We start from the raw sequence: 21,727 nt of genomic DNA on the forward strand, positions 1-21,727 counted from the left end.
ACGCCTGCACCTCCGCAGTTATCGCGGACGCCTGTCCATTACTGCCGGAAATTCTGGGAACGACTGATGCGGTTCAGTCTGATACCAGTAGCTTACCGAACTAATATCGTCACTTCGTTCAAATAAAGCTTGGCCATCATGTCCAATTTGCTGTACGGTCACCCTCAGATCTTCTTCGAACAGTATTGGATCAAGGATATGCCAACGATAGAAGCCCCGCATCGGGCAAGCCGCCCCATCATAAATATGTGACCGTGTATTGTCTCTCGTCTCAAAATAAGGAAAACCCATAAAGGGAGTCGAGTAGGTTTGCTCATGTACCGGGTTTCCGTTATCATACTTTACAAACCCCCATGCACCGCCGAAATAGTCCTCGGCCCCGGTACCGCAAATCGTCGGCCAATCTTGGTCGCCGTCGATATAGAATTTCACTTCTCCTTCACCATACCAGTAACGGGATAGAGAAGTCCAGGACATATAGGTACCGATAAATTTGCCTCTTCCTTTAATTCCATCAATAAGGGTGTAATCCTGCCTCAGCACAGTAGGATTTTCTCTGCGAAATTGGGCGTGAAAATACTCGATATCCTCATCCAATTCATCAACCAGCATATAGTCGAATTGATAGAAAAACGCCTCAATACTCTGCGGATGCTCATTCGTAATCGTTACTTTCGCAGCTTGGCGGAAGGGCATGGCAAAGTAGCTGTTCATACCGCCGACCGGATTAACGACAATCGGCAGTGAATTGACAACCGTACGTGCCCCAAAGCCATTGCAGAAGAAATCGCCCAGCGGTACTTCAACGGATGGATGTTCTTCATTGTCCCAGTACATGCGCAGCACAAGATCACGCAGGACGAACCAGCCCGATTCGGTCTTATCGGTAACGGTCATCCAGATATGCTGAATGATTCCGGGTCCTTCAATATCAACAAGCGTTGCGGTTTCTCCCTGCGCGAGCGAGATGAACGCTTTGCCTTTGCGGGTAACGCCAAGGGGACCTTCCGCTTTACCGCCCTCCCCTTTGAGGCCCTGTGGATTCTCCGCCGTAATCGCTCTGCTCCTACCTTTCATTCTACCAAACAGCTGATTCATGGATTGCATGGTTAATCGTCTCCTTATCCTTTAACTGCGCCATCAGATACACCGGCCATCACATATTTATTCAAGAACAAGTACGTAACAATAATGGGAATAATGCTGATGCTGATTGCTGCAAAAGTCTGGCCCCAGTCTGTAGCCCCAAAGGCACCAATAAATTCCTGCAGCCCAACGGCAATCGTCTTGTATGCCTTATCATTCGTGAACGTATTAGAGAACACGAAATCATTCCAGATGAAAATAAAGTTAATAGATGCCACCGTAATGGTGGTATTAACCGTAAGCGGCGAAACAATTCGGAAAAACACCTGAAAAATGTTGCATCCGTCGATTACTGCAGCCTCTAGGAGTTCACCCGGCACATATCTGTAGAAGCTGGTGAAGATCAGAATAGACAATGGCAAGGCAAAACCAACCTGAGGCAGGATCAGCGCCGCATACGAATTGAGCAAACCATAATCTTTGTACATAATAAACAGAGGAATCAGCGTAACCTGAATCGGAATCATAATGCCTATCGTGAAGAACAACAGCAGCTTCGAATTCAGTCGGTTGATCATTTTGACAAGGGCAAAGCCTGCCGTCGCGCTCAGAAACACAATCAGTGCGAGACAGGTAAACGTCACAATAGCGGTGTTCTTGATATATAGCAGCAGGCTGCTCTCCCGGAATACACTCGCATAGTTTTCGAACGACCAGGACGAAGGCATTGCAAACGGCTGTGTAGTCAACTCGATGCTCGACTTAAAGCTGGATAGCATCAGCCAGACTACCGGATAAATTTGAATCAGCAGAATCGCAATGACCAGAATATACAAAAGAGAATAGGAGAGCTTTTTCTTCTTGGACATGTCAGGCATCTCCTTTTCTTGAATTAAAAATAGCCCGTATGAGCAATACTGCAAGCAGACTTTCGATAACGATGAACACAGCAATCGAACTTCCGTATCCATACTGGATGGTGGAGAACGCTTGTTTATACATATAGGTGGTAACCAACTCTGTTGAAGACCCTGGCACACCGATAATGTAAGGAATATCGAAGCCCCTCAGAGCCCCTGTAGTACACATAATCAAAGATAGGCCTAGCACATGCATGATGCTCGGAAGCTTAATATAACGAATAAGTTGCCAGCCGTTTACACCGTCAATCTTAGCCGCTTCTTCAATTTCTTTGGGAATTGCAATTAGCGCCGCATAAAAGATAACCATATACATCCCGATAAATCGCCATCCCTCAGGGATGGATACAGCGATTAATGCAGTATCGGGATTGGAGAGCCAGGCGGACTGAAGATGGCTCAGGCCCACCCAATCTAGAAACATATTCAATAGACCAAGAGGCTGAAGGGAATAAAAATTTCGGAACATTTGCGCAATAGCTATGGTTACAACAACTGCTGGCAGGTAATACAGTGTTCTGAAGATTCCAGCACCTTTGTTAACATAGGAGAGCAACAGGGCAAAAAACAAGCCGATAAACACTTGCATAAATACCACTATTACCACATATATCAGATTGTTTTGCACAGCATTCCAGAAATACGAATCTTTGAACATTGCAATATAATTATCAAAACCGATGTAACGTGGCTCCTGAATGCCGTTCCATTGTTGAAAGCTGTAATTCAGCGACTGGATAATAGGGACAAAAACCGTTCCCAGATAAAATATCAAAGCCGGCAAGATGAAGACTAGCCATGCTTTTTTGTCTTTAAGCACATTCATTTAGGGTCACCCCTCTTTTGTAATTACGCTATTATTAATATAGAGCTCCACCCGGACCTCAAGGCCCAGGCGGAGAAATATCATCGTATAAGAAGAACTACTTTATTTATTTGCCGGCTGTGTTCTTGGCAATGGCATCATCAATCTGCTTGGCAAAATCCTCTGGAGTCATAAAGCCCATGGTCAGTTTGGTAATCAGGTCGCTCATCACCGAGTTGGTGTTCGGATCAAGCAGAGTATCCCAAGGCTTGGCAAACTCTGAGCCGTAGTTGTCCATATCCTTTTTAATCCGCAGGAACAGTTCGGAGAATTTGGACTCGTCATCAATGGTGAATTTTAGCGGTGACATTTGTTGTTTGGCCACATAGACATCACTGTAATTTTTCAGCACATAGCTCAGGAATTCCTTAGGCAGTCCATCGAATGTTTTCGCGGAAGCTCCAAGTCCGATGCCGCTGTTGCCGAAAAATTCATTGTTCGGTGTGACCGCATTGCTGGTGGTTGGCAGATAGAAATAATCCACATTGCCCTTGAGTCCTTCCGGCAGGCTGTCTTCCACAAAGGATGGTATTTCCCAAGTTCCCATGTTGTACATGGCAGCCTGGCCGTTCAGAAACAGATTTCTGGCTGTCGTATAATCGGTGGTAGCGAATCCATCCTGAAAGTATTTTCCGATTTGAGAAGCAAAGTTCGCCGCCTGCATGCCTGTCGCATCGGACATTTTGGCTTTGCCTTGACTCAAATCCCGGATGAACTGATTGCCTGTGGTCCGGAACGGGTACATAGCCGCATAACGCAATACTGGCCATACATCAACGCCGTCAACAGCGATAGGTGTAATTCCCTTGTCTTTAAGCGCATCGCTGACCGCAAGCAGATCGTCGAGGGTTTTGGGCACTTCAAGGTTGTTGTCAGCAAATATTTTTTTGTTATACCATGTCATTTCCATATGGTATTCCATCGGCAGAAGATACAGGCTTCCATCCGGCAACTCCTGATATTTTAGCGCAGGCTCATAGAACTGGTCGTACACTCCCTCCTCCTTCAGGAATTTCTCCATGTCCACCAGGTAGCCTGCGTTTACAAGTTCCTGAGCGAAAGGATCGGCATCACTATCAATGAAGTCCGGCATATTTCCTGAAGCAACCAGCGTTCTCAGTTTGGTCAGGTAAGAAGGCCTGTCCGCTGTTACCTGAATATCCAGCTTAAAGCCCGGATGATCGGCGGCGAATCGGTCGGCAAGCTCACGAACCGTCTGAACAATAGCCCCATTCTCCGGTCTGGCCGAGAGCCAGGTCAGCGTTTGCTCCTTAGGTGAATTCGAGGAACCAGCATTATCTGAGCTATTGTTGTCTGCGGAGCTACCGCAGCCTGCCAGAACAGTTGCTGCCAAGGAGAAAACTGCAAGACCAGTGATAACCTTTGACAATTTTTTTGTCATATTAAAACCCCTCCAATAAATTAATCCCTATAATTGCCGTGAAGCCTTTTTGCCAGTTAAAGCTCAACATTTGTCTTCATGGTGATGTCCTGAACCTTTACAGCTCCTTCATTTACGAAAAAACCAAAATGACCGTCCTTGAAGTTATAGATTCTCGTTGTCATGGCGACTTCATCATTTACATACAGGCATAGGATATCTTCTTCGAGAATCAACTGAAAATGAATCTGGCTGTGACTCGCAAAATCAAATGGACGCTCCAGCTCAATCATTTGCGGCTTGTCCCCGGCAATTTGCCATTGAAAGAATCCCGGTTCTGTTCTTGGCCACATATCAAAGGCAATCCGGTTGTGAAAAGGATCAAATTTGATGAAGTAACCATTGTCCAGCGCCTTGTCCGTGCGAACTGCGATGCCAAAGTCCTTCACACGCTGCCAATCCGTAAAGGAAGCCTCAAGCATGACCTGAGAAGGCAAAGAGTTAAGCACGCTATAAGCTAGACCATCCGGAGAAGAAAGCTGCAGCCAGTTATCCTGCTGAATGCAATTTTTCTCCTCTTGCAGCAGAATTCGCTCTTCCTTGTTAAAATGTCCATAGATGGAAGACGGCATTCTCACAAGAAGTTCTCCGTGTTCGTTCTGGTGCAGCTCATGGGCAACCAGAGTGCCCGCCCACTCCCAATCCCCAAAATCATTCGAGCCCTTCTTCGATGGAACCCAGCCAAAGGCGTACCGCTTCAAGCCGTCGGAAGCTGTTTTGGCTGCATAAAATCCTCTGCCATCAAAGGTGTCCAGCGTCGGTGATGTGTATAAGCCATCGATTGTTTTGCTCTTTTTATAATGGGTGACGAACTTCTCACTGAAGGTGGAGTAGATCAGGTAGTGCCATTCCCCCATCTTGAAATAATCGGGACATTCCATCGTAATGTATTTATCCGGGCTGTAGAAGGGTTCACCATATTTCCAGTTCACAAGGTCATCAGAAGTCAGAAGTGCGATGCACCCTCCTCTTTTCTCGGAAGAGTTCATTTCCCTGGTGGTGACCAGCATCCAATATTCCTGCTTCTCTTCGTTGAAGAATACAAAGGGATCACGCCAATCAAATTGCTCATAAATCACTTCATCCCCGTACAGTTTAAAACCGCTATCCTTCGTCCAATGAATGCCGTCGGTACCCGTAGCCCGCAGCACAACTTGTAAGGGCTTACCATCCTTGCAAAACGCAGGGTTGGGATTATGTCCCGTGTAGAAAAGATGGTACATACCTTCCTTGTCCTTGATCACAGAGCCGGTATACGCATTCCGGTCTAGAGCAGTTTCATCTCCGTTCGGCAGAACCTCTCCATAATCCTTAAAGTCAAGTCCATTTCTGGTGGCGAGCAAATTCCATGAGGTATGGTTGCCATAGTCTCCTCTCTCTCTCTCGTCGTGAAGATAGTAGAGCTTGTACTCCCCATTGTCATAAAACGGAATCACATCACCAACCCAGCCATTCGCAGGCCTGTAGAACACTTTCCTCATTCTCATCATCTCCATTAGTAAAACGTTTTACAAACATATAGTAACACAATTTTTAGTCTTGTCAACGGTTTCATTTGTTTGTATATTAGTATTAATGATGCGGAAAACATTTTTGTAATTATATTATAGTAAAACGTTTACCAAAAATAAAAATTGGAAAGTCCATCCTTTCCTAACAGAGGAGACGTAACATGATTATTGGGGCAATTGAAGCAGGCGGAACAAAATTCATCTGCGGAGTGGGCAATGAGGAAGGTGAAATTCTGGACCGGATCAGCTTTAAGACGGAGACTCCGGATAAGACATTGCAACAGGCGGTTGATTATTTTAAAGATAAAGGGGTGCAGGCTATTGGTATCGGGTCATTCGGGCCGATTAATATGGATCTATCCAGCCCCTTGTACGGGCATGTGACCACTACACCCAAGCCGGGCTGGGGAGGTTTTGACTTCGTGGGGGTTATGAAACAGCATTTTCCAGTGCCGATTGGGTTCGATACGGATGTGAATGCTGCCGCCCTTGGTGAAGTCCAATGGGGCGCGGCCCGGGGGTTGGACAACTGCGTCTACTATACAATCGGGACAGGTGTTGGAGTGGGCGTATATGCAGAAGGCAGGCTGATCCACGGACTTGTTCATCCCGAAGGCGGTCATGTCCTGACTCGGCGGCATCCAGAGGATCGCTTCGAAGGCCTATGTCCATATCATGGCGACTGCCTGGAAGGATTGGCCTCTGGATCGGCAATCGAGAAGCGTTGGGGCGTCAAAGGTACTATGTTGCCAGCGGAGCATCAGGCATGGAAAATGGAAGCTTATTATTTGGGCCAAGCCATCGCAGGCGTGATTCTTCTGATGTCTCCGAAGCGTGTGATCCTGGGCGGAGGCGTCATGCACCAGAAACAATTGTTTCCACTGATCCGAAGCGAAGTCCGTCAGGCGCTGAACGGCTATGTTGCTGCGCCTGAAATCCTGGAGCCAATGGATACTTATATAGTACCTCCTGGTCTAGGTGACAATGCTGGCTTAAGCGGCGCTCTGGCGCTAGGGATCAAGGCTATAAAGGGATGGGCTTAAGAGGTAAATTATATGAGTGCAGGTGTACAAAACCGGAGGCTGCCCGTTATTAGATACGGACAGCCTCTCGCTTGAATCAGAAAGCCTATTCGAATCAGCTTTCCTCCTTGGCGTGTATTTTATCATTCTGGGGAGTTTCAATCTTAACCCGGTTAAATTCCGCTGTGCCCTGGCTGACGAACATGGCCAGCTTTCCATGTTGAATGTCGTACATTCTGGCACTCATTGCTACTTCTCCGCCAACATAAATTTCGCAAATCGTGCCATCAATAAATACCTTTAGCTCATATTCATGTTCCGGCAGCAGCTTGAACGGACGTTCCAGCTCAACCTCGTAGGGGAAGGTTTTGCCCCCTTCTTCAGATTGCATAATTGGCCCGCGGAAGGTAATTCGGCTACGTTGGGGCTCAAGCGTGATGTAATAGGCAAAATCCAGACTTTCGCCTGCCCGAACCATGAATCCGAGACCCTGGGTCGACTCCGAGAAACGAACTGCTGCAGAAATCTTGCACAAATCGGGGAGTTCCTCCTTTGTGATACAACCGGCAAAGTTATAAGGAGATACGCAGAGTAGTGCATCGTCCGTGATCGACCAATCTCCAGTGATTCCCTCAAAATTCACGGTTAACTGTTTGGTAAAGGCTGAGTCAACCGTTTCGGGTACGTTGACGCCAAGCGTTCCATCCGGACGCTGAATAATTTCGTGCACAATCATATTCCCCCCCCAATCCCAAGTGTCATAATCTTTGCCTGAAGCTTTTGGCGGGTTCCAGCCGAACAGATCGTCATTTTTTGTTGGATTCCAGCCGAACAAATAGCGTTTCTGACCATCGGACGCCGACTTGGCCGCATAATAAGCGCGTCCATCAAAAGCCTCTTCTTCTGGAGTTATCCAAGGGCCATTTAAAGATTGACTCATCCGATAAAAGGTCCCGAAACGCCCCGTATAAGAAGAATAGATCAAATACCACCAATCTCCGATACGGAACAAGTCCGGGCACTCATGCGCGCCTACATGCAGGTTCGGAGCATACAACGGCTCGCGGTACTCCCAATGCTTGAGATCTTTGGAAGAGAGTAGACCCGTACAGCCTTTTCGGTTTGTCGGTCCTTTGGCCAGAGCAGCAATTAACATCCAGTATTGACCTTCTTCTTCATTCCAGAAAACAAAGGGATCACGCCAGTCTGCCAGCTCATAAATCTCGCCATCCGGACCAAAAGTATCTTCAGGAATGGGCTCCCATGTTTTTAAATCCTTGCTGACGGCATGACAAGCAAACTGCTTTCCTTCAGGAAAAATACAGTAGAACATATGATAGACATCGTCAACTTTTAGAATATGGCCGGTCCCGCCTTCAATCTTGCAAGCACCATCTTCTCTGTAATGCACGAAATCTTTCGTTCCAAGCAAATGCCAGCCATGATCAAGGCCTTCCTTGTGGTTGTCTCTCCACCCATGCAGATAGAATAGCTTAAACTCTCCATCTTCATAATAGGGAATAACGTCTCCTACCCAAGCATTATCTGGACGATAAAAAAATTCCTTCATATTATAACCCTCCTCTAAGTGGCTAAGCGTTCATTCAACGAAACCGGCATATAAGCATCTCTTGTATCCCGCTCCTGATACCAATATACGGTTGCGGCATATAAACACTGGTTATTAATGCCCCACTGATTTCCTTTAGCAGTTATTGATTGACTTTTTCAAGCAACAGTGATGTGACTTGTGCACTTTCTGCACGGCTTACTTTTTCATGCGGCATAAATAATTGGTTCCCGCGGCCGCTGATTAATCCAAGCTCCTGTAGGGCAGCAACAGAATTTGCAGCCCAATTGCTGATTGTACCGGCATCCTTAAAATTACTTAAGCGATTAACGGCGTTGCTCTGTTTTGTATGGAATAGATATGCTTTGTAAAGCATAGCCGCCATTTCTTCACGGCTTATGCTTTGCTCCGGTGCAAAGGTGTTTATGCTTCTTCCGGTGACAATTCCCGCTTCATATGTTGCAGCTATTGAAGCAGCGTACCATTTCGTTGGTTCCACATCCTTGAATATGACTGAGTGAGCCGGTGTTATTCCGAGTGCACGAGCGATCAAGGAAGCAAACTCAGCCCGTGTCACGTTTTGTTTTGGTGCAAATGCCGTATCGCTTACACCAAAGACAAATTGTTTGGCAGCCATCTTTTGAATCACCTCATGGGCCCAATACGATGCATCAACATCTTCAAATGACTTGTCATAGATAAGGACGCCAAATTTACTGAAATGATTCACTTTTGAAGTCCATTTATCCCTTGAATAGCTTCCGCCCCTATACTCCAGGTTCCCTTCATCGGCGATGGAATAAATGCCTGTCAGGTGCTGGAGCGAATTCGCCTTCGCACTCATCCTGATTGTGACGAATGTAGAGAATTTATTAAGCGTAAGCGCGGTACCGTCGGCCTTCACGATAGATAATTTAAATTCATAAATCTCCCCGGTTGCAGAGATGTCTGCGTGGTTTTTCTGTCCTGCCCGAGCAAGTAGTTCCTTGCTCTGCTCGGAAGACAAAGGTTCCATTTCAAAAGAGATTTTTGCATGTGCAAGCTCGCTGTCCGTGACCAACGCCTGTAATTCCTTTAATACGGCTGCGGGGATTTCGATTTCCACATCTGTGTTTGTAACCTTTAAAGCATTTTTCCCGTCATTTGCCGGTATGGTGGTTGGAAACAGCACCTGCCGCTCCCCCTTTGCTATCTCAAATGACAAGTTGCTCTGATTCTCCGGTTTGTTTACCGAAATTATAGGCTGACTTGGAGGAGGGGTTGGATTAACCGGATTCTCCACCTTAACCGGTACATTGAAATCATCGACATTAATATGTCCGAAACCGCCTGTGGATTGGTCAACTACCTTGATGTAAAGCTCCTGGCCGATATATTGCGACGCATCCCAAGTCTTACGTTGGTACTCCTCATAATTTGTAGCAGTCTCTTTAAACAGTTCTTTGCCGTCCGAGACTCGAACCAACGCAACATACAGCTTATCAATATCATTCCCGCCGCTGACCAGGAAGTTGATCTTGCCGTTCCCGCCAAGGAAGAAATTCTGCGATTTCAGCGTTCCCGTTAAGCTGTCACCCCCAGCTTCCTCGTTGAAGCCCCACAAATGATAGCCGCCCGGAATTTTATGCGACGGATTGAAGTAGATCGTGTCCCAGAAAAACTGAGCATCGGTCACATGGACATCCTGGAAAGCGTCTCCTTCTGAAATCCAGCCTGTTAAGTCCCCTGTAGCAAAATCATGGTTAGGTAGCTCCGTAGTATCGGTGTACACGGAATTGTCCCAGTTATCAGGTACATCGACCGGAACTGCTTGTTCACCCGTCAAAGCATTCATATTCCATACTTCCATCGACTTGACCGTAATATCTTTGTCGGCCCATACCTGTAAGCCCAAGGAATCGTATCTTCCTACATAGACGCGTGTGGTCAATTTTTTCTTGTAATTGGCAAAAGCTTCGATAACGGAGCGATCCAAGAAGATATGCAACTTCAGGTTCTCTCCGTTCAGATCCACATATCCGCCTTGGATGCCATCCACACGAACATCTGGATCAATGCTGCTCTTGGTCCGGTCTACATTGAAGGTCCCGTTCATCTTGTCATAGTAAATCATTGTTTCTTCTTGGCCATTATCGGATCGCCGTACCTTAAGACCGAATTTTTGAGCTTCGCCCGGATCAATTTCCATCACGATCTCCAGCATGTCCCCTTTGACATTTTGGATCAATTGATTGGCAGCCTGCAAATTTTTATCTGCAAAATCAACCAATTTAGCATCTCGTAGCCCCTGTAATTCTTGAATCGGCTCTATTCGCAATTTATCTTGCTCATCCAAGCTTAGTGAAACCGGCAGTGCCAAATTATGGGCCCATCCAGCTTGATATTCAGCCTGCGGTGTTCTTACATTCTGCACCATGGAATAAATAACCGTTCTTCCGTCTGGGGTAACCATACCGCTCTCTGCGGTTAAATAACCGTCACCCACATCCATTTTGGAAGGCGCCTCCTGATCGGGTATAAATTTAAAGTTATCCCGGTCCCAGGTGCCAATCCAGTAAAACACTTCAACATCTCTTTGCACATCGTTTGCCGGAGGAACATGCTCCGGCTTTTCATGAGGATTGACTATGAAGATATGCTTTTGCTTGCCCGTGCTATCCTTTCCTAACGGTAGTAGTACCGGCAGTTCCCACACCGTCCCAAGCTCCGGATATAGGCTTCTGTCACTGACGTATAAAGGCCCCTTATACTCCCAGTTGTACATATCGTCGGATACATACACCAAAGCTGTGCCGCTGCTGAAGTCTTGAAGACCGGATGTTACTAACTGATACCACTTATCCGTCTCTTGGTCATACCATACAAACGGGTCCCTGAATTCATTGTGAATACCGTTTCCATTTTGTTCTGTAACCGGTTCAGGATATTTATCCCATTTTTCTAAATTAGTGTCCGATAAATCAGCCGGAGTTGCTATCCCTGTTCTTTGGTTCGGAGACAGCGAGTCATTACCAGCGGTGTAAAACAGAACAGGATTGCCGTCGCGGTCATATGCTGCACTGCCTGACCATGCACCATCCGGGTCAAGGGTACCCGCTTCAGGCGCAAGAGCAGGTCTCACATTTTCCCAATGCACCATATCGTCGCTCACCCAATGTCCCCAGTGGATTTGATGCCAGTATGGACCTTGCGGGTTATGCTGATAAAACAAATGATATTTGCCGTTATAATAAATCGGTGCATGCGCTTCATTCATCCAGTTTTGTGGAGGCATCGCATGGTACTGCGGACGGTGCTGATCACCGTCGAACACACTGGGGTCCTCATCAATATCCCCATTGGGAATTTCCGGAACCGTGCCGCCGTGAAGCGTCTTTACACTCTCATATTCAGCAAGGATCTCTTGATCTGTGAGTGCTTTATTCTGCAGTTTCACTTCATCGATGAGTCCACTGAACATATTGTACGAGAACAGGCCTGCCAGCTCTACGGGTTTATTATTTTTCCCGATAATCAGGCTTTCCGCAGAAGGTGTTATCGGAACGTTGACAGGAGTTGCTTGGGATGCTACTTCCTGACCGTTTAAATATAATTTAATGACTCCATCCCTTTTATCGAACGTAGCCGCCACGTAATTCCACATGTATTTCTCAAGTGGATGATCATTAACCCATACCTGAATCCACTGTCCACCAATACCGACCTGCATCGACCAACTGCCGTGCCGGTACATGCCAAGCGCGAAGCCTTCCGCCTTATCCTGGTCGGACTGATTTACAATTGCAGACAGCTTGTTGCCGTCTCCCCATTCATAGCTGCGTGGAGCAACCCAGGCTTCAATCGTTAACGCATCGCCTACTGGAATGGTATCCTTAGCATTGACCTCAATATCATTCGAGTAGCCGTCAAACAGCAATGCGCCGCCTTTTACTCCGCGCGGAGTCCATCTTGGATCTTTGGAGTCCATATATCTGGCGTTGTTAAATACATAGTTCACATCATGCTCTAGACCGCTTACTTCCTCAAGCGCCTTTTTCCCTGCGCCTTCATCAAGATTCATGTAAAAAATAGTGCCCGTATTATTGGCTTGAAAAGCATCCACGGAAATACGGGCTTGACTGGATTGATCGACAACCTTGATATAAAACTTCTTATTGTAGTGTTTCTGCATTTTCCAGGAAATCTTCTCATTCGCACTGACATCCCCGGTCTTCTCAAGTAGCGCATTAGTGCTGGCATCATATAGCGCGACGTAAGCATCTTCTGGATTGTCGATGCCTAAAACGGTGAAGGTAATCGTTCCGGTTCCCTGAAGCATGAAGGTACTGGAGATTATAGAGCCGACTTCTTCCAAGATGGACTTGGCAAAAAAGCTGCCTTCTTTGCCAGCCCCGGCTTCATCAGTCACTTGAAAAGCATCACCATCAATCGTCCAGCCCTCGAAGTTTCCGTTTTCAAAACTGCGGTTTGCGATTTCGGTCGGGATAATGTTATCCACCATGATTCCATCTTCTGGTACGAGTTCATTGAAGGTGTTGAAGGCATCCGCAAAGATCACTCCCCAATCCGAAGCTGCATGATCAACGACTTCAAGATACAGTTTTTTTCCGATATGCTTGGAGAGATCGGCTTTATATTGCTCCATATTCGCAAGTCTCAAGCCCTGTGCCGGTTCTGGGAAACCCGACTCGTTAAACTCTGTATTTCCGTACCTGGCAATCAATTCGCCAGTGTCCGCTTCGATGACGCTCACATATACTTGATCCATATGCTTGCCGCCGCCTAGTCTGAAAGTAATCCATCCAGTTCCCCCCAATTCAAAGGTACTGGAACGAAGCACGCCAGTTGCAGCTTCGGGATACTTCCAGCCATTTAAATGATAAGCGCCTTCCTGGTTGTACGGGATTTGTTCATCCCACCAGGTAGTTTCATCGGAAACGCTGTTTGGCCCGAATGCTTCGCCTTCTACAACGGTCCATCCGGTCAAATCCCCAGTTTCAAAGCTTGGATTGTCTATCCGGTAGCGCGTGAAATCTGGCTTGATATCCTTGGCAATGATGCCCTCGGCAGGCTCGGATTCATGATACATAAAGAATGCATCTGCAAAAATCAATCCCCAGTCTGAGGTTGCATTATCTACAATCTCTACGTACAGCTTCTTGCCTAAATAATCGGATAGATTTGCCTTATACTGCTCCATATTGGCAAGCCGCATACCCTGAGCGGGATTCGGAAAGCCTACGTCAGCGAATACGCTATTGCCATACCTGGCAATCACTTGGCCCGTATCTGCTTCCACGATATTTACATATGCCTTGTCAGGATTTTTTGCACCGCCAAGCTTAAAGCTGATCCAACCGCTGCCTCCCAGCTCGAAAGTGCTAGAACGGAGCACACCTGTCTCAGCCTCATTATATTTCCAGCCGTTTAAATGATAATTCCCCTCTTGGTTATAAGGAATTTGTTCCGACCACCAAGTACCCTCTTCCGATACGCTGTTCTGACCGAAGGCTTGACCTCTAATAACTGTCCAGCCTGACATGTCCCCAGTTTCAAACCCTGGGTTCTGAATTTGATAGACCGTATCCGTGACAGATGTTCTCAAACTACTACTTGGACTCTGATTGACCGCATCTGTAACAGACGATCCCATATCCACCATTGGAGCAGAAGTATCTGTTTCTGCTGCGGCTGAGGCCGTAATCCCCGGAGTCACTAGCTGAAGAAACAAAACCCCTATAATCAAATTGGAGATCCATGATTTGCTTCTTTGTTTGTCTATCACGAATAAGCCTCCTATGTTATTAAATTGTAAAATAAAACGCTTCCAACAAGGTTTTTTTGCTTGAGTATTGCCCGCATTTATAGGGTAAGGAGCGCCAAGGCGCTCACATTACCATATAGAATGCATATTCCATATTTCCATCGATTTTACCAGCGGTTCACCATCTCCCCAGAGCTCAAGACCCAAGGCATCCTTACGGCTCGGATATACCCGGGTCGTCAGACTTTTCAAGCCGTTGGCGTAAGTTTCAACCATAGAGCGGTCCAGATAAATATGCAGCTTAAGATTCTCCCCTGACAGCTCCAGCTTACCTCCTTGTACTCCTTTACATTTCTCACCGGAATGCAGTGTCGTTTTGGTCCGGTCAGCGAAGAGCATGGATTCATTTATGTCATAATACAGCAGCGTTTCTTCCTCTCCATCCGGCGATCGCCGGATTTTGATTCCAAGTTGTTTGGCACTACCAGGCTCCAGCTCTAATTGAATCTCAAGCATGTCTCCTTGAACATCCTTGAGAAGGCTATTTGCTTCACTTAATGACTTGTCCCTGAGCGATAGCCTCTTCTTGTCGCGCAGCGATTGTAGCTCCTCAATCGGCTCGATACCCAAGCGCCCATCCTCTCTCAAATACACACTTATCGGCAGGCCGCCGTTATGGGCCCAGCCCGATTGATACTCCAATTCAGATGTACGGTCACCTTGAGCAATAGTAAAAATAATTTTTCTGCCCGTCACAGGATCAACCATTCCACTTGGACCTGTAAAATGGAAATCGCCGACATCAATTAATTGAGGTTCCTCTTGATCGGGTTTGAACGATAGATTGTCTTTGTCCAGCTGTCCGATCCAGTAGAAGACCTCTACATCTGCCCCTGCTCCAACAGGGCTGACCAGCAGAAGATGCTTGTAATCTCCCTGCTTGTCAGTTCCAAGAGGGAGAAGGACAGGCAATTCCCATATAGGACCAAGATAAGGGAATTTACGAATATCTGCTTGATAGAAAGATCCTTTGTATGTCCAATTCAACATATCTTCTGATACAAATGCCAGCGCTGCTCCGCCCTCCCCTTCAATTCCGGAACCCGAACCAACCAGGGCATACCAGCCGTCCTCATCCTTCCATACAAACGGGTCACGGAAATCTCCGAATACCCCCATTCCATTTTTTTGTACAATAAGCGGCTCGGGATGTTTGACCCATCGGACCAAATCAATATCTTTGTCTTCGGAGTAGGTGCTTCTAGCAAGCGCGACGCTTTGATTTGGTGAGGCACTATCATTACCTGCTGTAAAAAACAAGACAGGAAGGCTATCAGCATCATAAGTCGCGCTCCCAGACCATATTCCATCCGGTGCAAGCTGATCCTTCTCAGGCGCTAGAGCAATAGGTAGATCACGCCAATGCACCATATCCTCACTCACCCAATGTCCCCAATGAATATGATGAAAGTAGGGCCCTTGAGGATTATGTTGATAGAACAAGTGGTATTGCCCCTCAAAGTAGATCGGTGCGTGAGGTTCGTTCATCCAATGAGCCGGCGGGCTAACATGATACTGTGGTCTGTGCCGATCTGTTAGCAAAAGGGTACGATCCAGCTTGATATCATCATATTGTAATTGTGGATGGACGCCTCCATGTTCTAAATCCAGCACTTCTTGATAAGAAGTGGCCACCTCTTCCGCACTCAGTACCCGGCTGTAGATTTTAAGTTCATCAATGATGCCGCTAAACATATGAAGGCTGAATACTTTTGCCAGCTTGCTACTATGATTATTTTTAGCGATGAATAAATCTGTGCCTACTGCCTCAGTTATACGCGAATCGCGAGGTAAAGCTTCCGAAGCGATTTCTCTGCCATTCAAATACAGCTTGATTTCACCCTCGTGCCCATTGAACACAGCGCTCACGTAGGACCAATCATTCTTTGGCAATTCGTAGCCATCCGGCGACCAGATTTCCTTCCACTCTCCTCCTTCCAGCCCTACTTGAAAGGACCATGACCCGTGGCGGAACATGCCAAGTAGATACCCCTGTTTGTTATCCCTATTGTGGCGGTTCACGATGGCAGCCAGCTTGCCTTCATGACCCCATTCATGGGTTCGCGGGGCAACCCATACTCCGATACTGAGAGCCGAGAGGTATTCCGGTTCGCCATTACGCTCTTCCCTATGAACGCAATGGGCAATGTATGATGAGTAGCCATCGAACAGGAGCCCGCTTCCTTTAACCCCGTGTCTCCACGGCGGAGTAGATGGTTCGGTAAACTCCGCTTGGTTAAATACGTACTGGATATTATTTATGGATTTCGATACGCTCTCCAAAGTGCTTGCCCCGGTTCCTTCATCAAACGCCCAATGCATAATTAATCCCCGGTTATCCGTTGTATTGCTCATACATCATTCCTCCCTAATATCACCTCTGTGCTTTCATCTGAAGCATGAATAGATTTAAGCGAATGGATTTGAAGCGATTTGAGGACAACCTGTCCTGATTTTGCGCTTACCTCAATATTCTCTATCGGTGCATCAGGGAAAATCTGATCGGTCAGCACAACCAAACCATTATCCGCGTACACTTCTACCGCATTGCGGTCCAACCAGATATGCAACTTCAGCTGTCCATTTACCGCAGCCAGGCTGGCTCCGTGCTGGCATGCAAACGCCGGGTGGAAATTGGTCTCACCTGATTTCGAGCGGTCGGTGAACAGCCACTCCATAGCAGAGTCGTACCCGATAACAATCTCGCTCTGTCCAGAGGATTTCAGATGGAAACGCACTTCGTCCCCTAACCGGAAATCCATCTCCGCTTCAATCTCTAGCAGATCATTATTCGACTTCTGCATAAAAGAGGTCACTGGCGTAACTGTGATATCATTCCAGCTCATGGATTCTTTGCGTAGCTGCCCGATTTCCCTGACAGGCATTTGGGTCAGCACTATACTGCCATCCTTGCTGGTGAGTGACAAGGTGCGCGGCAGGGTCATTGCTCCTCTCCAGGAACCGGTAGGCGTCTCATTGGCATACTTCCAGTTGCTCATCCAACCAATGATCACACGGCGTCCGTCCTGCTCAGGGATATCTGACCAGGTAACTCCTGCATAGTTGTCTCTGCCATAATCCAGCCACATGATATGATCAGCCGGATTATCATTAATGAAGGTATTTCCGTCGAACTCTCCAACAAAATATTGTGTACGCGAACCTTCCGGACAATTGGGATTGTCTCCGATGCTTATGATCAGTACCCATTTGGAACGTCCGGTGTCATCCACCGGCAACTCAAACAGATCCGGGCATTCCCAAACACCATCATGTGAGCCTTCTTCTCTGCCGAATTCACCCGTCAGTGACCATTCACGCAAATTATCGGATGCATAGAACCGGGCGTGGTCTCCCGCAACAATAGTCATAATCCACCGCTCACTTTGCGCATGCCAGAACACCTTCGGGTCACGGAAGTCTATCAAATTATCCTCGACAAGCACTGGATTCCCGTCATACTTGTGCCAGGTTTGGCCTTTATCACTGCTGTAAGCCAGGCTCTGGCGCTGGCGTGGCTGTCTCGTCTCCGGATGGATATCCGCATGCGTAAAGATTGCAACGAGTCCATGGGAATCTTTAAATAAGCCGCTGCTATTATTCCAATCCACTACACAGCAGCCAGAAAATATCGCTCCATGCTCATCCGGGAATAGAGCAACAGGTGCGTGCTCCCAGTGAACCAGGTCTTCACTTATAGCATGGCCCCAATGCATCGGCCCCCATTTATTACTGTAAGGATGATATTGATAGAATAAATGATAGCTTCCCTCATAATAGACTAATCCGTTTGGATCATTCGCCCAATTGGAGGGTGGTGAAAAATGATACCCCGGTCTGAAACGCTCTTCATTGTACGGTTTGCTGGACTCTATCATCTGATTAATCTCATCTGTCGTCGGCATGGACCCAAGAGCCCCCTTTCGTGTTGTTACTAACGCGCCGCCGGCATTAGCAAAAGTCAGCATGCTAATGATTTGCTGTTTGGTTAGATCTTCCAATGAACTTCCGCCTTCCAGGATCTTATATAACAAGCAGCCCAGAAAAGCATCGCCAGCTCCTGTTGTGTCGATGGCATTCACCTGAAATCCAGACACATATCCATCCTGACCAGCCAACCGGTAATAACAGCCTTGTTCCGCTAAAGTGACGACGACCAACACGATACCGAATTGTTGTTGCAACTCTAGCGAGCCCTGTTCCATATCGCTAGTCCCAGTTATAAAAAAGAGCTCTTCTTCCGATATTTTCAAGATATCGGCGTACTTCATACCCCAAAGGATATTATGTTTTGCTTCCTCCTTGCTCTCCCATAAAGCAAACCGGATATTCGGATCGAACGAGAGCAACACTCCTGCTTCCTTGGCTCTGAGAACTGCCGTCCTGGTTGCGGTACGGGCCGGTTCATGGGTCATGGACAATGAGCCAAAATGCAGGGCTTGGCAGGTTTCAATCCGATCGAGCGGGACATCCTTCGAGTGTAAGAAGGTATCTGCTCCCGGCTTTCGGAAGAAGCTGAACGATCTGTCTCCCTTATCATCCAGATGGACAAAGGCAAGCGTTGTACTCGCTTCATTTGTGAATGAAACTTCAGACACATCAACACCACTACTTAGCAGTGTGTTGTGCAGCAGGGAACCGAATTGGTCCTCCCCAACCTTGCTAATCAATGCAGTTCTGGCTCCTAATCGGGATAGCACAACGGCTACGTTAGCCGGAGCACCTCCTGGATTGCATTCAAACTGCTCGTTCCCCCCAGTTGTATGGCCTGCTGGAGTAAAGTCAATCAATGCTTCTCCAATAGTAATAACATCAAGCACAGTTTCTCCCCACCTGTCATCTATTTATTTATTTTTAGATTTGCGTTATAGCGATCCAGTCCGTTTTGATAAATCTCCATTAATTCGTTTAGGCCCATCTTTTCCAGTGTTTTCACATAGCTTTCCCACTCCTCATCCGCGCCGCCATTAACAATGAATTTTCCCCTTTGGGTATTTACATACTTAATCAATTCAGGCTCGATCTTGTTGATTTTGTCCAGTTCGTCTGGTTCAAAGAAAATACTCGGATAGTTTTCCTTTTCCATGTATGGATCGTAATATTGCTTTAAATCTTCAACACGCTGTTGAGCTCGTGGTTCCAGATCAACAACTTTCCCCAAGTCCTGTATGGTAATGACGCCAGGTCCGCCTGCGCCTGGAGCAACTTTTTGACGGAATTCACCTGCAGAAGCTCCCTCAGGAAGCGGCAGGTTCACCAATTTACCATTTTCGTCTTTCTTGTATACAATATCTAGTGGACCCCAATGAATCTGAGCAGCCATGTACGGTTCATACTGTTCATCGATCCAACGCATCGTGATTTCCGGATTACTGTTCTCTTTTGTAATCACAAAGGCCCCACGCCCTGGACCACCGCCATTGCCGCGTCCGATTGTTTGATCCCCATTTGGTCCTTTAAGTGGAGATAGTAGAACATAATCCTTACCACGTTCAGTTCCTACAACCTCTTCAATTTCCCACCAGATATAAGATCCAAGTGTCTCATCTGTCGTTTTTCCTTTTGCCAGATACTGTGCCGCATCTTGCGTGAAAGATTCGGGGTCAATCAGACCCTGCTTATACCATTTTTCATGGAAGTAATTCAGGGCTTCCTTATATTCAGGCTGAGTAGCAGTAAAAATAACTTTTCCATCTCTGACTACTCGATGCTCCATATTATCAGGAAGACCAAATGCTCCAAAAATTCCGGCAATATCCATGCACCACTGCATATGCATGAAACTCAACGGGATTTCATCTTGCTTACCATTACCATTTGGATCCTTTGTTTTAAAGGCAAGCAGAGCTTCCGTATATTCATCCAGTGTTTGTGGCACTTCTAGACCCAGCTTATCTAGCCATTTTTTATTGATGACATGGAAAAAGGGGTTGGTTCCGAGATTATTCTCTTCGAATGATGGCAGCCCATAAATATGTCCATCCGGTGCTGTAATCGATGATCTGATGTCGGGTCGGCCATCAAGAAGCGCTTTCAAATTTGGCGCATATTGATCAATCAAATCTTCCAGTGGAATAATGGTTCCGTCTTTACCGTAATTGATCAGCTCGTAATCGGTGAATCCAGCTCCGTAAAATGCATCCGGCAGATCTCCGCTTGCCAATAACAAATTTTTCTTTTCAGCAAAATCAGTATCAGGGATGTTTTCCCATTCTATCTTTACGTTTGTTTGCTCTTCCAGCCGCTTGAAAATTTCCATCTCCGAGTATTTCGGAGCCAAGGCAGCTTTCGGGGACACCATTCTCAACGATACTGCTTCTTGAACAATCGGAAGACCGGTTTTATTGAAATTGGCTTCTAGATTTGTATTTTCTGCCTGATTCTTTGATCCGTTACTGTTTCCCGAACATCCACTAACCACAAACGCTCCGGCCAACACAAGAATCCCCACATTTTTAAATAAAGATTTCATTGTACATAACCTCCCTTAGTTGTCATCCAACATGCTGAAAATCACTTTCTTACATGCTTCATCTGAATACTGCTTGTACATCCCCCCTTTCAAGCATTACGTCCACATCACCCCTTGATTGATCCGATCATCACGCCTTTAACAAAGTACTTTTGCAGGAATGGATACAAAATCAACAGTGGCAGACTGGATACAATAATAACACCGTATTTGATTAGTTCTGTGACGCGCATCTTCGCCGCGTAAGATTCAACATCTATCATCATGCCGGAGTTAACCTGATTCTGAACAAGAATGTTGCGAAGCACCAATTGCAGCGGGTATTTGCTTTCATCGCTAAGGTAGATCAAGGAGTCAAAAAAACCATTCCAGAAACCAACGACATGATACAGCACCATTACGGCTAGGATCGATTTGGACAAAGGCAGAACGATGCTCCAAAAAAATCTGGTGTTGGAACATCCGTCAATAGATGCGGCTTCCCACATTTCATCCGGTATGGACGACTGAAAAAAAGTCCTCACGATAATAACATTGAATACACCGCCCGCTCCGGGAATCACGAGTGCCCATATTGTATTTAGCATGTGAAGATCCTTAATCAGCAAATAGGTTGGAATCAGTCCTCCGCTAAAAAACATGGTAACCAACAAAAACCACATAATCACAGACTTACCTGCCAGATTTTTGCGTGCTAAAGGGTAGGCTGCACAAACAGTCACGGCGACTCCAATAAATGTTCCAAGTGTCGCGTATAAAATTGAGTTGGCATACCCAATCCATATAGATGAATCATTGAAAATTCGTTCGTATCCATCTAACGTAAAGCCTTTCGGAAACAACCAAACTTCACCTGAGTATATATAATTGGGGTCACTGAATGATGCTATCAGCACAAAGTACAACGGAAATAATACGAGCAGCATGATGATGGTTAACAAGAAGTAGTTGACTAAGTCAAACCATGCATCCCCTGTGCTCTTTCTCTTCAATAATTGATTCAAAATGAACTCCTC

At 46.5% G+C, this 21,727-nt stretch carries 12 protein-coding genes; 1 reads left to right on the top strand and 11 read right to left on the bottom strand.

The features are described from left to right. Positions 1-18: 18 nt before the first annotated feature. The 5 genes from AC50X8_RS25060 to AC50X8_RS25080 form a co-directional block, all read right to left on the bottom strand. Positions 19-1,107 (bottom strand): glycoside hydrolase family 172 protein, encoded by a 1,089-nt coding sequence (locus AC50X8_RS25060; RefSeq protein WP_494882162.1) that lies wholly within the window; start codon positions 1,105-1,107, stop codon positions 19-21. A gap of 14 nt (positions 1,108-1,121) precedes the next feature. Beyond that, positions 1,122-1,955: a carbohydrate ABC transporter permease gene (locus AC50X8_RS25065; RefSeq protein WP_494862800.1), complete on the bottom strand. Its 834-nt coding sequence runs from the start codon at positions 1,953-1,955 to the stop codon at positions 1,122-1,124. A gap of 1 nt (position 1,956) precedes the next feature. Next, on the bottom strand, positions 1,957-2,832 hold the full coding sequence (locus tag AC50X8_RS25070) for a carbohydrate ABC transporter permease (RefSeq protein WP_494882164.1): 876 nt from the start codon (positions 2,830-2,832) through the stop codon (positions 1,957-1,959). Between the two features lie 106 nt (positions 2,833-2,938). Continuing rightward, positions 2,939-4,273: an ABC transporter substrate-binding protein gene (locus AC50X8_RS25075; protein WP_494882166.1), complete on the bottom strand. Its 1,335-nt coding sequence runs from the start codon at positions 4,271-4,273 to the stop codon at positions 2,939-2,941. Between the two features lie 56 nt (positions 4,274-4,329). Next, positions 4,330-5,793: a glycoside hydrolase family 32 protein gene (locus AC50X8_RS25080; protein ID WP_056033215.1), complete on the bottom strand. Its 1,464-nt coding sequence runs from the start codon at positions 5,791-5,793 to the stop codon at positions 4,330-4,332. Positions 5,794-5,984: 191 nt separating this feature from the next. Here AC50X8_RS25080 and AC50X8_RS25085 point away from each other — a divergent pair, with 191 nt between their 5' ends. Then, positions 5,985-6,866 carry an ROK family protein gene (locus AC50X8_RS25085; RefSeq protein WP_494882168.1) on the top strand — a complete coding sequence of 294 codons (882 nt, stop codon included), beginning with the start codon at positions 5,985-5,987 and terminating at the stop codon, positions 6,864-6,866. 94 nt (positions 6,867-6,960) lie between these two features. Here the strand turns inward: AC50X8_RS25085 and AC50X8_RS25090 are convergent, their stop codons facing one another. From AC50X8_RS25090 to AC50X8_RS25115, 6 genes are all read right to left on the bottom strand, one after another. Next, positions 6,961-8,415 (bottom strand): GH32 C-terminal domain-containing protein, encoded by a 1,455-nt coding sequence (locus AC50X8_RS25090; RefSeq protein WP_494862809.1) that lies wholly within the window; start codon positions 8,413-8,415, stop codon positions 6,961-6,963. A gap of 142 nt (positions 8,416-8,557) precedes the next feature. Next, positions 8,558-14,200, bottom strand: a complete 5,643-nt coding sequence (locus AC50X8_RS25095) for an S-layer homology domain-containing protein (protein WP_494882170.1) — start codon at positions 14,198-14,200, stop codon at positions 8,558-8,560. Positions 14,201-14,308: 108 nt separating this feature from the next. Further along, positions 14,309-16,594, bottom strand: coding sequence for a GH32 C-terminal domain-containing protein (locus tag AC50X8_RS25100; protein ID WP_494862812.1), 2,286 nt, complete (start codon positions 16,592-16,594; stop codon positions 14,309-14,311). Continuing rightward, positions 16,591-19,059 carry a PfkB family carbohydrate kinase gene (locus tag AC50X8_RS25105; protein WP_494862814.1) on the bottom strand — a complete coding sequence of 823 codons (2,469 nt, stop codon included), beginning with the start codon at positions 19,057-19,059 and terminating at the stop codon, positions 16,591-16,593. Before AC50X8_RS25105 ends, AC50X8_RS25100 begins: the two co-directional genes overlap by 4 nt. A gap of 20 nt (positions 19,060-19,079) precedes the next feature. Then, positions 19,080-20,711 (bottom strand): ABC transporter substrate-binding protein, encoded by a 1,632-nt coding sequence (locus AC50X8_RS25110; protein WP_494882172.1) that lies wholly within the window; start codon positions 20,709-20,711, stop codon positions 19,080-19,082. A 107-nt stretch (positions 20,712-20,818) separates the two neighbouring features. Then, positions 20,819-21,715: a carbohydrate ABC transporter permease gene (locus AC50X8_RS25115; protein WP_056033197.1), complete on the bottom strand. Its 897-nt coding sequence runs from the start codon at positions 21,713-21,715 to the stop codon at positions 20,819-20,821. Positions 21,716-21,727 lie beyond the last annotated feature (12 nt).

The organism is Paenibacillus sp. JT22N15 (assembly GCF_059383755.1).

What these genes read in the sequence shown, in the direction of transcription:
- AC50X8_RS25085 (WP_494882168.1), top strand. Translation starts at nt 5,985, where the DNA reads ATGATTATTGGGGCAATTGAAGCAGGCGGAACAAAATTCATCTGCGGA.
- AC50X8_RS25100 (WP_494862812.1), bottom strand. Translation starts at nt 16,594, where the DNA reads ATGAGCAATACAACGGATAACCGGGGATTAATTATGCATTGGGCGTTT.
- AC50X8_RS25090 (WP_494862809.1), bottom strand. Translation starts at nt 8,415, where the DNA reads ATGAAGGAATTTTTTTATCGTCCAGATAATGCTTGGGTAGGAGACGTT.
- AC50X8_RS25080 (WP_056033215.1), bottom strand. Translation starts at nt 5,793, where the DNA reads ATGAGGAAAGTGTTCTACAGGCCTGCGAATGGCTGGGTTGGTGATGTG.
- AC50X8_RS25070 (WP_494882164.1), bottom strand. Translation starts at nt 2,832, where the DNA reads ATGAATGTGCTTAAAGACAAAAAAGCATGGCTAGTCTTCATCTTGCCG.
- AC50X8_RS25065 (WP_494862800.1), bottom strand. Translation starts at nt 1,955, where the DNA reads ATGTCCAAGAAGAAAAAGCTCTCCTATTCTCTTTTGTATATTCTGGTC.
- AC50X8_RS25060 (WP_494882162.1), bottom strand. Translation starts at nt 1,107, where the DNA reads ATGCAATCCATGAATCAGCTGTTTGGTAGAATGAAAGGTAGGAGCAGA.
- AC50X8_RS25110 (WP_494882172.1), bottom strand. Translation starts at nt 20,711, where the DNA reads ATGAAATCTTTATTTAAAAATGTGGGGATTCTTGTGTTGGCCGGAGCG.
- AC50X8_RS25075 (WP_494882166.1), bottom strand. Translation starts at nt 4,273, where the DNA reads ATGACAAAAAAATTGTCAAAGGTTATCACTGGTCTTGCAGTTTTCTCC.